Annotated in this window: 11 protein-coding genes; 7 read left to right on the top strand and 4 right to left on the bottom strand. The window is 69.1% G+C overall.

From position 1 onward, the window contains the following. Positions 1–14: 14 nt before the first annotated feature. A complete protein-coding gene (locus tag ABZT02_RS03375) occupies positions 15–1,604 on the bottom strand; it encodes an ABC transporter substrate-binding protein (RefSeq protein ID WP_356013763.1) in 1,590 nt (529 codons plus the stop codon). Between the two features lie 293 nt (positions 1,605–1,897). Here ABZT02_RS03375 and ABZT02_RS03370 point away from each other — a divergent pair, with 293 nt between their 5' ends. The 4 genes from ABZT02_RS03370 to ABZT02_RS03355 all read left to right on the top strand — a co-directional run bounded on the left by ABZT02_RS03370 (position 1,898) and on the right by ABZT02_RS03355 (position 7,129). Next, positions 1,898–2,923 carry a LacI family DNA-binding transcriptional regulator gene (locus ABZT02_RS03370; protein WP_356013761.1) on the top strand — a complete coding sequence of 342 codons (1,026 nt, stop codon included), beginning with the start codon at positions 1,898–1,900 and terminating at the stop codon, positions 2,921–2,923. 100 nt (positions 2,924–3,023) lie between these two features. Then, positions 3,024–3,971, top strand: coding sequence for a family 43 glycosylhydrolase (locus ABZT02_RS03365; RefSeq protein ID WP_356013758.1), 948 nt, complete (start codon positions 3,024–3,026; stop codon positions 3,969–3,971). A 74-nt stretch (positions 3,972–4,045) separates the two neighbouring features. After that, positions 4,046–5,200, top strand: coding sequence for a serine hydrolase domain-containing protein (locus ABZT02_RS03360; protein ID WP_356013756.1), 1,155 nt, complete (start codon positions 4,046–4,048; stop codon positions 5,198–5,200). A 312-nt stretch (positions 5,201–5,512) separates the two neighbouring features. Continuing rightward, entirely contained in the window at positions 5,513–7,129 is a 1,617-nt protein-coding gene (locus ABZT02_RS03355) for a CocE/NonD family hydrolase (protein ID WP_356013754.1), read from the top strand. Positions 7,130–7,628: 499 nt separating this feature from the next. On the opposite strand, the gene ABZT02_RS03350 is transcribed toward ABZT02_RS03355, so the two are convergent. Further along, positions 7,629–8,546, bottom strand: a complete 918-nt coding sequence (locus ABZT02_RS03350) for an alpha/beta fold hydrolase (protein ID WP_356013752.1) — start codon at positions 8,544–8,546, stop codon at positions 7,629–7,631. A 2-nt stretch (positions 8,547–8,548) separates the two neighbouring features. After that, entirely contained in the window at positions 8,549–9,724 is a 1,176-nt protein-coding gene (locus ABZT02_RS03345) for an alpha/beta hydrolase (protein ID WP_356013750.1), read from the bottom strand. Between the two features lie 221 nt (positions 9,725–9,945). Here ABZT02_RS03345 and ABZT02_RS03340 point away from each other — a divergent pair, with 221 nt between their 5' ends. Next, complete coding sequence (locus tag ABZT02_RS03340; protein ID WP_356013748.1) at positions 9,946–10,794, top strand: MBL fold metallo-hydrolase; 849 nt, start codon at positions 9,946–9,948, stop codon at positions 10,792–10,794. Positions 10,795–10,830: 36 nt separating this feature from the next. On the opposite strand, the gene ABZT02_RS03335 is transcribed toward ABZT02_RS03340, so the two are convergent. Then, on the bottom strand, positions 10,831–11,424 hold the full coding sequence (locus ABZT02_RS03335; RefSeq protein WP_356013747.1) for a CGNR zinc finger domain-containing protein: 594 nt from the start codon (positions 11,422–11,424) through the stop codon (positions 10,831–10,833). Positions 11,425–11,730: 306 nt separating this feature from the next. Here ABZT02_RS03335 and ABZT02_RS03330 point away from each other — a divergent pair, with 306 nt between their 5' ends. Beyond that, entirely contained in the window at positions 11,731–12,474 is a 744-nt protein-coding gene (locus tag ABZT02_RS03330) for a 3-oxoacid CoA-transferase subunit A (RefSeq protein ID WP_356013745.1), read from the top strand. Then, positions 12,471–13,142: a 3-oxoacid CoA-transferase subunit B gene (locus ABZT02_RS03325; RefSeq protein WP_356013742.1), complete on the top strand. Its 672-nt coding sequence runs from the start codon at positions 12,471–12,473 to the stop codon at positions 13,140–13,142. Before ABZT02_RS03330 ends, ABZT02_RS03325 begins: the two co-directional genes overlap by 4 nt. Position 13,143 lies beyond the last annotated feature (1 nt).

Here is a 13,143-nt window from a genome sequence, read left to right as displayed (position 1 = left end):
CACGGGCGTGCCCATCAGTTCTCCGGGCGCAGATCGGCGAACGTGGGAACCCCGGCGTTGGCCGTCGTGGCCTCCAGACCGGTGAGCCCCTTGGCGAGGTAGTAGCTCAGCGGTGAGCCGACGACGGGAAGGGCCCACGCCTGCCTCGTGAGGTAGGCGTTGATCTGCTTCTGCAGCGCGGCACTGTCCTTCTCGTCCGCCGCGAAGTACTGCTTGTACAGCGCGTCGAGGTGCGGGTCGGACACGTGGAACGGGTTGAACGGCCCCTTCGGATTGACGAAGCCGACGTGCAGCGTGGCCATGTTGGCCAGGCCGTACCCGATGACGGGGGCCGGATACTTCCCGGAGGTCATCGCGACGAAGTAGTCGCTCACGCTCGGCTTCGTGGTGATCTGGAGCTTGACGCCGACCTTCGAGAGCTGACCGGCGACCGCCTGCGTCATCTTGTCGAGCCCGACGAGAGTGGTGTCGAGCACGGAGAGCGTGAACCCGTCCGGGTATCCGGCCGCGGCGAGGAGGCTCTTGGCCCGCGCCGGGTCGTAGGGATAGGTGGCGTCGAGAGAGGCTTCGTACCCGGCCTGTCCTGGGAGGGCGTACTGGCTGAGTGCCAGCTTCTCGTCGCCGTACAGCGCCTTGGCGATGGCCTTGCGGTCGACCGCGTAGTTCAGTGCCTGCCGCACCCGTACGTCACTCAGCGGCTTGCTCAGCTTGCCCTGCCGGTCCGCGAGGTTGAGGCCCGTCATCGCCTGCGGCGGGGCCAGTACGGTGAGTCCGGCGCCCGCAGCCGCCTGGAGCGTGGTGGCGTCGCCCATCGCCGCCTGGACCTGACCTGCCCGCATCGCCTGGATCATCGACGACGAGTTGGGGATGACGCGGATCGTCACCTGCTTGAAGTGCTGCCGGTCCTTGTTCCAGTAGTTCGGATTGGGGACGAAGGTGTAGTGGTCCGAGGCGACCGTCCGACTCGCGTCCAGCATGTACGGCCCTGCTCCGGCCGTGCCGTTGTCCAGCGACGCGGGCTTGGCCACCGCCTTCGGGCTGGCGATGTTCCCCACGCCGAACGCCTGGGCGAACGCAAATGTCAAGTTGGGGTCGGACGCGCGCAGCGTCAGCCGCACGGTCAGCGGGCCAGTGGCCTTGACGGACGCCACGTTGCCCAGCATGCCGGGCACACTGCCGGTCTTCTGGGCCCTCTCGTAGTCCAGGTACGTCTTCACCGCCTGGGCGTCGAGCGCCGTGCCGTCGCTGAACTTGACGCCCTTGCGCAGGGTCAGCTCGTAGGCGCGGTTGCCCTTCCCGACGTAGCCCCACTTGACCGCGAGGCCGGGTCCGAACGTGCCGTCGGGCCGCATGACCATCAGCGGGTCGTACGCCCACTGGTAGAAGGAGCCGTAGGCGGGGTCACCGACCGCCGGGTTCAGGCTCGGCGGCGACAGCGGAGCACCGAAGGTGAGGTCGTCTCCCACGCTCCCGGCAGCGCCCTTCGAGGACGCGGTCCCCGAGCAGGCGGTGAGGGCGAGGGCGGTGGCGGCGACCAGGGCGACCGCCGCGCTGCTGCGCGGTCGGGGGGCCTGGAATCTGCGGTGGGACAGGCGAATGGACACGTTCATCTCCGGCGGCTCTGAGGGAGTTTATCGATTTAGCAAGCACGAAATCGGCAACGCGGTGTGCGGGGTGCGTGTGAGTGGCGTCAAGGTGATCGGGGCAAGGCCGCCTGATGGTGCAGTAGGCCCGTTCGCGGCTCCACGAACTTCGGGTATCCCGCGGTGGCGAGATCTCGGTGTACCTTGCTCAAAGGTTTTAGCAGGATGCGCCCGACCGGGCCCCTCGTCAAGACCCCGTTCTATGCTTCCCGAGCCCAGGCACCGGACGGCGCGAGCCACAGATGGAGGAGCCCATGCCCCAGCGGCGGGTGACACTGGCCGACGTGGCCCGGCGTGCGGGACTGTCCACGACCGCGGCCTCGCTGGTGTTGAACAAACGGCCGGGGACCCGGCTGTCCGAGGACGCGCAGCAACGCGTCCTCGCAGCCGCCGAGGAACTGGGCTACCGCCCCAACGCCGCGGCCCGCAGTCTCCGTACCCGCAAGAGCGCCACGATCGCCTTCGTGTCGGACACGGTCGCCACCACACGTTTCGCCGGTGACATGATCCGGGGCGCTCTCGACGCGGCACGGGAACAGGGCCATGTGCTGCTCATCGCCGAGACCCAGGGCAACGCCGATCTCGAGCGGGAGGCGATCGAGGCGATGCTGGACCGCCAGGTCGACGGCATCGTCTACGCCGCCATGTACAGTCGTAGGCTCGTCGTTCCGCAGGAGATTTTGGGCCGGCCCACGGTCCTGCTCAACGCCACCTCGGACGACCCGGTGCCCTCCGTACTGCCGGCCGACGAGCAGGCGGGACACGCCGTGGCCACCGCACTCCTCGACCACGGGCACCGACGGATCGCCGTGATCGGGCGGACGGAGGAGAAGGAGCGCGACCCGTGGAAGTCCCTGGCCGTCGGCCCACGGCTGCGGGGCATACGGCGGGCCCTCGCCGATCGCCGTCTCCGGCTCGTCGGTGCCGAGTCCACCGCCGAGTGGGAACCCTCGGACGGATATGAGGCCATGACCGTGCTGCTGGGGCGGGCCAACCCGCCCTCGGGGGTCATCTGCATGAACGACCGGCTGGCCCTCGGCGCCTACCAGGCCGTGGCCGAGGTGGGGTTGAGCATCCCGGACGACATCTCGGTCGTCTCCTTCGACGACGACCCCATCGCCACCTGGCTCCGCCCCGGGCTCACCACCGCCGCCCTGCCCCACGAGGACATGGGGCGGCTCGCCGTCCAGCTGCTGCTCGACGAGGATCCCGGTCCGGGAGTGCGGTGGGTGCCGATGCCCCTGCAGGAGCGCGGTTCCATCGGCGCCCCCTCGCGCTGACCAACATCACCGGTCCGAAACAGCGCGACGAACTGACCCTTGCGCGGGAGCCGTACAGCAGCCCATGATGCTAAATCGATTGAGCATAGGAGTCCGAAGCATGCTGCGTCTTACCGACCACTGGGTCTGGGACAGCTGGTACGCGCGGGACGACGAAGGCCGGCACCACGCCTTCTTCCTCCGCGCCTCCCGCGCCCTGCACGATCCCGAACGCCGTCACCGAAGGGCGTCGATCGGGCACGCCGTCTCCACCGACCTGCACAGCTGGGAACTCGGCACCGATGCCCTCGTGCCCGCCGACGCGCCGGCCTGGGACGACCTCGCCACCTGGACCGGCAGCGTGGTCCGCGGCCCGGACCGGCGGTGGTACCTCTTCTACACCGGCCTCACCCAGGCAGCCGACCGCCACGTGCAGCGCATAGGCCTGGCCGTGTCGGACGACCTGAACGTCTGGCAGCGCCACGGCGACAAGGCCCTGGTGGAGCCCGACCCGACCTGGTACGAGGAGTGCGACCCCTCCGCGTGGCCGGGTGAGGCGTGGCGCGACCCCTTCGTTTTCGCCGACCCGTCCGGCGACGGCTGGCACATGCTCATCACCGCCTACGCCAAGCAGCGCCCCGCCCACGGCGGTGGAGTGATCGGACATGCCTGGTCGCCGGACCTGCTCACCTGGCAGGTACGGCCGCCGCTGACGAGACCGGCCGGCTTCGGCCACCTGGAGGTCCCGCAGGTGGCCGTCGTCGACGGCCAGCCACTCCTGCTGTTCTGCAGTAACTACGCCGAACGCCCCCTGACCCATCAGATCTGGGTGGTGCCCGGCCCGTCCCTCACCGGCCCATGGGACATGGCACAGGCGCGGCCCGTTCTGGTGGACAACCTCTACGCACCACGCCTGGTGCAGGACGCGACCGGGGGCTGGAACCTCATGGGCTTCGTCGAAGAGCGCGACGGGCTGTTCGCGGGTGAGCTGTCCGACCCGATCCCTGTTCGCTACACACCCGAGGGAGGCCTCGGCGTCGTCGGACGAGTGGTGAGTTCCGAATCCTGAGCTCTTGCTAAATCCATTCACCACTGTGCATCCTGCCTGCGGGGTGCTGACCGAGAACCCCTGAGAGGGACAACATGCACGCTGATCACGACGGTCTCGTCGCCCCGGGTTACGGCAAGGTCGCCGACGCCTTCACCGCGGAGCTGACCCGCAGCTCACGCGGCGGCGCGGCGCTGACGGTCATGGTCGACGGTGAGAAGGTGGTCGATCTGTGGGGCGGAGCGGCTGACGCCGACAACGGCCGCGCCTGGGGCCCGGACACCCCCACCGTGACGTTCTCCTGCAGCAAAGGGCTCCTCGCCCTCCTCGTCGCCCGGCTCGTGGCAGCAGGAAAGATCGACCTCGACCTGCCGACCAGCACCTACTGGCCCGAGTTCGGTCAGGCCGGCAAGGAGACCATCCCCGTACGGTGGCTGCTCTCGCACCAGGCCGGCCTGTCCTACCCGACCGAGGACATCACGAGGGACGACGTCCTCGCCTGGCATCCCGTCGTGGACAAGCTCGCCGCCCAGGCGCCGCTGTGGGAGCCCGGCACCGGTCACGGCTACCACGCCCTCACCTACGGCTGGCTGGTCGGCGAGGTGGTCCGCCGCGTCACCGGACAGAGCGTGGGGGAGGCGTGCACAGAACTGGTCACCGGGCCGCTCGGCGCCCGTGCGTGGTTCGGCGTGCCGCAGGAGGAGCTTGCGTCGGTGGCGGTTCTCGCGATGGCCCCCGAGATCAACCTCGACTTGTTGCCGTTCACACCGGAGTTCGACCCCGTGAGAAGGGCCTTCACGCTCGGCGATGCTTTCCCCAGCACTGTCGCCGGGAACGGCACTGGCCTGAGCGATCCGGCCATCCAGGCCGCCGAAGTCCCCGGCGGCGGGGCAGTCGCGACCGCACGGGCACTCGCCGAGATCTGGTCCTCGGCGATCCTGCCCACGAGCGCGACCCAGCCTCTCCCCGAGGGCGTGCTGACCGACATGGTGCGCGTCCAGTCCTCCGGACCACAGATCCTGGGCCTCCAGGGCATCCCCCAGCCCAGCTGGGGAACGGGCTTCATGGTCCACAGCCCCGACCGCCCGTTCCTGACCTCGTCGTCCTTCGGCCACGATGGCACCGGCGGCCAACTCGCCTTCGCCGACCCGACCCATGGAGTCGGTTTCGGCTTCGTCACCAACGACGTGCAGGGGGCAGCGGAAACCCGCACCCTGGACATCCTCGACGCGCTCCGCGATGCCCTCTGAGCCGGCTTCGCCACGGTGAGGATCGATGGCCTGAGGGCAGCGACCGGAAAGCCGGGATCCGCTGCCGACGGCCAACGCGCAGCCGATTCGAAGCGGACGCCCTCACGGCGCCGGCGATCGTCGAGCACGGCGCGCCGACGGGTTCTCGGCACGCTGCGGGCCGCCCGTGAATCACCCGTGCCTATCGTGCCGACGAGTCACGTCACCCACCCGTCCCCCGAAAGAACCGGAAATCAGGCAATGACCACCGCGCTTCCGCCTCAAACCGCTTCAGCACCGCCGAGCCTGGCCGCTCGCGTGACCGACCGGGTCATGGCTCGCCTACTGGCGTTGCCGGGCGCGCAATACGACTACCGGGTCGAGCGGAACCTTCCGACGCCCATGCGCGACAGCGCCATTCTGGTGACGGACCACTACGCCCCCGTCACCGACCGGCCGAAGGGCACGGTCCTCGTGCGCACTCCATACGAGCGCGGCTTTCCCGGCGACATTGAGGCGAGGGTCTACGCGGGCCGCGGGTATCACGTCGTGGTCCAGAGCTGCCGTGGCACGTTCGGCTCCACAGGAGACTTCTACCCGATGGCGAACGAGGCCGACGACGCCCAGGACGCCATTGCCTGGCTGCGGACCCAGCCCTGGTTCGACGGGCGGCTCGCGACCTCCGGGGGCTCCTACGTGGGCTGGACCCAGTGGGCGCTGCTGATGGATCCGCCCCCTGAACTGCGCACATGCATGATCGCCGTCGCCCCGCACAACATGTACGAGGCGGTCCACGGAGGCGGAGCGTTCCACGTGGGCGACTTCCTGCACTGGGCCGCGATGTTGATCAACCAGGAGCGATTCACCGGACTGCGGGCTTTGGCCCGGGCGCTGACGATGAAACGACGGCTGGCCCCGGTCTTCAACGCCCTCCCGTTGGCCGACGCGGCCGACACGGCGACCGAGCACCGCGCGCCGTGGCTTACGGAATGGCTGACGACCCCCGACTCCAACGACCCGGTATGGGATCAGCTCAGGCTCGATGACGCTCTTCAGCGGGCGAACGTTCCGGTGCGGCTCACCGCAGGCTGGCAGGACCTCTTCCTCAACCAGACCTTGCACCAGTACCAGTCGCTGCGTACCCGCGGAGTCGATGTCTCGCTCACCGTCGGCCCCTGGACCCACAACGAACTGGCCCTGAAGGGCATGGGGCACCTGCTCCGCGGCAATCTGGAATGGCTGGAGACACGCCTTGCCGACGAAGCTCCCGCCGAACCTGCCGTCGAGGTGTACGTCACCGGGCAGGACGCCTGGAGACACCTGGCCGAATGGCCACCGGCGGGCGGTCAAACCGTGCGTTACCTGCAACCGGACGGCAAGCTCCTGGCCGACGAACCGAGCGGCGGCGGTGCGCTGTCCACGTACGTCTACGACCCGGCGAACCCCACCCCGACCCTCGGCGGCCCGCTGCTCACCCTCGACGGCGGCAGCAAGGACAACGCGAAACTGGAGAGCCGCTCCGATGTACTCACCTTCACCACCGACCCGCTGACCGCGCCGCTCGAGATCATGGGAACACCGATCGTCGAGCTGGCGCACACCAGGAGCAACCCGCATGCCGACGTCTTCGTACGACTCTGCGACGTCGACTCCAGGGGCGTGTCCCGCAACTTCACCGAAGGATTCCTCCGGCTGGACCCCACCTTGCCCCTCGACCAGGTGCAGACCGTGCGGGTGCGGCTGGACTCGTGCGCGCACCAGGTCAAGGCCGGCCACCGGGTCCGTCTGCTGATAGCCGGTGGCTCCCACCCGCGGTACGCACGCAACGAGGGCGCCGGTGAACTGCCCGGCACCGGAAGCGAGTTGCGGCCGTGCACGCACACCATCCACCACGACGCCGGCTCGGTGTCCCTCGTGATCCTGCCGACGCTCTCCGCGTGTCACGAATAGTCATGTCAACTGAGAGCCGGGGAGCCAGGCTGTCGCGTCGTGCTCGCCGACACGAGGGTGGACGTGGGGGGGGGGCGTGCGTGCGAACGCGGTGAAGCCCGGCTCCAGGCCTGCGCTCAGGCGTGGCCACCGGAGACACCGGTGATCTGCTCCGGGACAGCGATGCGGACGGTCCTCCTGGCTCGGTAAGCGTGCGCGGCCATTTGCAAGGCCCGCAACACCGGTACCAGTGTTCGCCGTTCGTCTAGATGACGTCCTCGTCCACATGCGCTCGAGCATGAGCCCTCGACCTGGCGGAGGCCGAGCGGGATGCGGTGGTACGCCCTACGCGGTGGGAGATCGCCTCGACCGGAAACCGGTTCCCCTGTACGACGGCCACGTGCTCTCCGACGACCCGGTCGACGGCGGGCACCGGCACTCGGTGGTGTAACCGACTGTGACAGGACGCGGTCACCTGCCTGGGGAGGCGGTGCCAGCAGCAGCCGGAACCGCCTCCATTTCACGAGCCGATCGAGGCCGCGTCCGGGTCGAGGTGGGTGCGGAACCACGACAGCGCGGCGCCGCTGGTTTCCTCGAAGTGGACCTTGTAGGCGTCGAAGTGCCCGCCGGGCACCAGGACCAGCTCCTTCGGGGCCAACGCCCGCTCGAAGGCGGCCAGTTGGATGTCGGTCGGGATCACCGTCTCGCTGGTCTCGACGATCATCATGAGCGGCTTGGGTGAGATCCGGGCAATCCAGTTGCCCGGCTCGTACAGCCGCGCGGCCCGGCTGGAGCGCAGTGTCACCGTGTTGTTCTCTCGGCCCGGCGGAACCAGGTCGTGGTAGAAGCGCACTGCGTCAGGGCTGTTGTACAGGGCCGGGTCGGCCGGATCGTCGCCGATGGAGGTCTGGTACGGCAGTTCACCGCCGGCGGCCAGGGCGCGTTCGGCGTCGGCCTGGGCGAGCTCGAAGGCGGCGATGCGCTCCGGGGGGACCTTGCGCTGCCACTGCTCGAATCCGCTGATGGTAGGCACCTGCGACACCACGGTCTTGATCCGTACGTCGGTCGCCCCGAGCACGATCGCGTGACCGCCCGCGAAGCTTGTGCCCCATACCCCGATGCGGTCCGCGTCGACCTCTGGCCGGGCCTCCAGGAAGCTGATCGCGCGGCGCCAGTCCGCGATCTGACGCCACGGGTCGACGTCGTTGCGGGGCTCGCCGTCGCTGGCGCCGAACGTGCGGTGATCGTGGACGAGCACCACGAAGCCGGCGTCGGCGAACTTGCGCGCGTACGGGTCGAGGCCCATCTCGCGGTTGGCGCCGAATCCGTGCGCCATCGTGATCGCGGGGCGCGGGCCCTCGGTGTCCGGCAGGTAGAGCCAGCCGCGCAGGGTCACGCCCCCGTCCGCCGTGAACTCCACGTCGATGCGTTCTGTCATGGTCACTTGCCTTCCGTGAAGTCGAAGTACTCGGCGGGGACGAGGCCGGCCTCGACGAGGGGGCCCCCGACCTTCGCGTTGATCTGCACCACGGCGCCGATGGGCCGGTGGTGAATGGCGATCTCCGTGATGAGCCCCTCGTCATCACGCGTGAGGATCGTGATCCCCTTCATCTGGAAGCCCCCGAACGCGGCGGCCTCCCACTCCAGATACGTCCGCGGGCCGTCCTGCGCCGTCCGGACGAACTCGAGCCGTTCGTACACGGAGCTCACCGCGGTCATGAGGGCCTCGACGTGCTCCTTGCGCTCGACCGGCTTGGCGAGCGCGCTCGCCTCCATCCGCACGTTCGGCGAGAGCGCCGCCGCGAAGGACTCCTGGGTGCGCTGCTCGAACGCACTCGTCCAGGCCTTGGCCGGGCGGTCGTCGTCGGGGTTCGACACGGTCTCCTCGACGGCCGCCGTGATGACGGCGGCGACCGCCGCCGGGTTCTCGGCGTGCGCCCAGTGGCCTGCCCCAGCGATCGTCTGCGTGGCGGCGCCGGGGAAGCGGGGCGCGACGTACGCGGAGACGATCTCTTCTGTGACGAAGGGGTCGTTCTCGCCGCGCAGGACGGTGACGCTCCCGGGGAACTTGCTGGGCCGCTGTCCGTCCGGGTGGCCGTTGTTCCATGCCGTCGCCGTGTCGGAGATGGTCGACGGGTCGACGTGCAGGGCCACTTGGGCGAGCCGGTCGTTCTCCTCGGCCGGGAACGCGGTGGCGAGCGCGCCGCGGAAGGCGCGCTGCGCGTCGAGTCCGAGATCCGGTGTCTGGAAGGGAGCGAGCTGCTTCGGAGGCAGGTGGGTGCCCGCAAGCGGAATCGGGTTGACCAGGACGAGCGAACGCACCTGATCGTTCAGGCGGGCGGCGACGAGCTCGGCAATCTGGCTTCCCATGCTGTGGCCGACGAGCACGACGGGGCCCTCCGTCGCGCGCACGACGGTCTCGAGGTCGTCGGCCCAGCGGGCGAGCGTGAACGGCCCTTGATCCGAGGCGCGCGCACCCATGCCGGCGAGCTCGAACGCGATCGAGGGGATCGACCGCTCGTCGAGGACGGCTCGGATGCTGTTCCAGATGGCGCCGTCGTCCAGGTATCCGTGGACGAGCACCGCGGTCGGCGTCTGCGTCGCTGGGCTGTTCATCTCGTGTCTCCTTTGACGATCGCTCTGTTGCGGCGACGAATCGGAGCCAGTGGCCCTCGGGATTTCTCGGTCGACGCGAGCCCTATGACGTAAGCATAGCGTCTATGCTTGCGTCAACGTCATCGCTCTGTGATCGACGGAACGAGGTCCGGCCCCCGTCGGCGCCCTCCGCGTTCCGGCCGGAGTGGGAGCGACCATCAGAGAATCCGAGGAGTCCACCAATGACGTCGAACGCCTTGACCTACGCCGTTCACATCGCGGACGGCATGCCGACCACCAACGCGGACGTGCCGCCCGATCAGAGCGAGCGCTCCTGGTCGCCGACGTCGAGCATCCTCATCTCGAACGAGGGAGAGGCGCTGCTGGTGGATCCGCTGTTCACGATCGCGCAGTCGGAGGGCCTGCTGCGGTGGCTCGGCGAGCGCGGTGCTCCGGTGACGAGTGTGTACGTCACGCACGGCCACGGGGACCACTGGTTCGGTCTCGGAGCCGTTCTGGAGCAGTACCCCGCAGCGCGCGCCTTTGCGCTGCCCGAGGTCGTCGAGGACATGGCTTACCAGTCCTCGCCTGAGGTCCTCAAGGCGGTCTGGCGCGCATGGTTCCCCGAGCAGATCCCCGAGCGACTGGTGCTCGCCGAACCGCTGGAGGGTGACGTCCTGACGGTGGGCGGGACGGAGGTCCGCCCGGTCCGTCTGGGGCACACCGACAGCGACAACACCACCTGCCTGCACGTTCCCGACCTGGGGCTGGTCGTCGCGGGCGACGTGATCTACAACAACGTGCACCTCATGCTCGCGGCTTCGGACGCTGACGGGCGGGACGAGTGGCTGAGGGCTCTCGACACGGTCGAGGCGCTGGCGCCGACCGCGATCGTCGCGGGGCACAAGGATCCGGCCGCCGACGACGATCCCCGTCACATCGAGGAGACCCGCCGCTACATCCTCGATTTCAACGCCGGGGTGCGTCGCACCGGCAGCACCCTCGAGCTCTACGAGTACATGCTGGAGCGTCACCCGTCGCGCATCAATCCCGGTGCGCTGTGGGGCTCCTGCCGGGCAGCGAAGGGCTGAGCAGGGGGGCGCGTCAATCGGGCGGCCCGTGCTGCGCTACGCGCGCGCGGCCGCCCGGCGCTGCCGCGAGGCCCGAAGGTTCACGGCGTTACCGCAGATGCGCACGTCGTGCCAGACGCCGTTGTTTGGGTTCGTGCCGTCATAGAACGCGACCGAGCAAACCCGGTTGCGGCACATCTTCAAACGACGCCACGTACCCGTCAGTTGGGCGTTCGTGATCTCGTTGAGCACGGCCGCGACGACCCACTCGGCGTCCTTGCCGCGCGGCGCCACCGAGAAGACGCCATCGGCGTCGATCCGCACCTCGAGCGCGCCGCCCACCCCCTTCGGCGCGGATCGGGCCGGAGCGTCGCGCACCGCACCCGACACCGTCATCTGCAGCGACGCGCGTAGCTGCTGAAGCCGCGCCATCCCCGGTTCGTCGACCTCGATGGCCGGCGCCTCCGTTCCGGTATGCCGACTCCACTCGGCCAGCGCGCCGGAGAGCCACGACGTGGCGGATTCCGGCGTCGAGAGCAGGTCCTCGAGCGCGGGCTTGCCGGCAGGGCGGGTGTTCAAGACCTCCTGGACGAGGATGAGCGGTCCGGTGGCGATGCGGTCGGTGTAGCGTTCGCTCGCGAGTTCAGACATAGGCATAGCTTATTAGCTCCAGTCTTCATTGGCGAGGAGAGCGGGATCGCCGCCGAGAAGACCCTAACGGCGATGCTGTGCATTCGGCGCTTCTGGGGCTGTGGGGCAGAGCGCGGTGACCGTAGGGCGGGGGCGCCGCACCTCACGCTCATCGACCCTGCCCGAGACGCTGACGTCGTGGTATGACATAAGCATAGAGGCTATGCCTACGTCAGATGGTGTCGATCGTTGTGCACTGTCACCACGCGGGCCGGCCATTCGCAATCGCTTGAGAGGTCGCGCGATGCCCGAACACGTGGAGGAACAATGATCGACAAGACCGTCGAGGACACCGAAGTCGCCGTCTCAGGAATCCGCGACGGCGCCACCGTGATGATCGGTGGATTCGGCCGCGCGGGCCAGCCGGTGGAGCTGATCGACGCGCTCATCGCCCACGGAGCGCGCGACCTGACCGTCGTCAACAACAACGCAGGCAACGGCGACACGGGACTTGCCGCGCTCCTTGCGGCCCGAAGAGTGCGGAAGATCATCTGCTCGTTCCCGAGACAGAGCGACTCGTGGGTGTTCGACGGTCTCTACCGCGCGGGAGAGATCGAGCTGGAACTCGTGCCCCAGGGGAATCTCGCCGAACGCATCCGCGCCGCGGGCGCGGGTATCGGCGCGTTCTTCTCGCCCACGGGCGTCGGCACCCAGCTCGCGGAGGGCAAGGAGGTGCGCACGATCGACGGCCGCGACTATGTGCTCGAACACCCGATCCGAGCCGACGTCGCCTTGATCAGCGCCCTGCGGGCCGACCGCTGGGGCAACCTCGTCTACCGCGAGACCGCCCGCAACTTCGGCCCGATCATGGCGGCCGCTGCGGCCACCACCATCGCGCAGGTCGACCGGATCGTGCCGCTCGGGGACATCGACCCCGAGACCGTCGTGACCCCCGGCATCTTCATCGACCACGTCGTCGCGGTGGGAGAACGCCACTGGCTCGACGAAGGCGCGTTCATCGGCGGAGTCGACGTCGAGGGGAACCCGCTGGCACAGGAGGAGAGCCGATGAGCACCCGCATCAGCCGCACCGACCTCGCTCGTCGCATCGCGGCCGACATCCCCGAGGGGTCGGTCGTGAACCTCGGCATCGGAGCCCCCACCCTCGTGGCCAACTACCTACCCCACGACACGGAGGTCGTTCTGCACACCGAGAACGGAATGCTCGGCATGGGCCCCGCGCCCGAGCCCGGCACGGTCGACCCAGACCTGATCAACGCCGGCAAGCAGCCCGTCACCGCACTGCCGGGCTCGGCGTACTTCCACCACGCCGACTCCTTCGCCATGATGCGCGGCGGCCACCTGGACGTGTGTGTGCTCGGCGCGTTCCAGGTATCGGAAACCGGCGATCTCGCGAACTGGTCCACCGGCGAGCCCGGCGCGATCCCCGCCGTCGGCGGAGCGATGGATCTCGCGATCGGCGCCACGTCGGTCTACGTGATGACCGACCTGCTCACCAAGCGGGGCACGCCGAAACTCGTCGCCGCCTGCACCTACCCGCTGACCGGCGTGCGCTGCGTGACCCGCGTCTACACCGATCACGCGGTGTTCGAGGTCACGCCCGACGGACTGCGCGTGCGCGAGACGTTCGGCGACAACACGGTGGCCTCCCTGGCCGCCCTGACCGGCCTCGACCTCGCCCACGTCACCGACGCTGCGGCACCCCTGGAAGGTAACTGAC

Origin of the sequence: Streptomyces sp. NPDC005402 (assembly GCF_040606575.1) — a bacterium.
Taxonomy (GTDB): Bacteria; Actinomycetota; Actinomycetes; order Streptomycetales; family Streptomycetaceae; genus Streptomyces.
The sequence above is the reverse complement of the archived record's forward strand: the minus strand, read 5'-3'. Positions and strand labels throughout refer to the sequence as shown.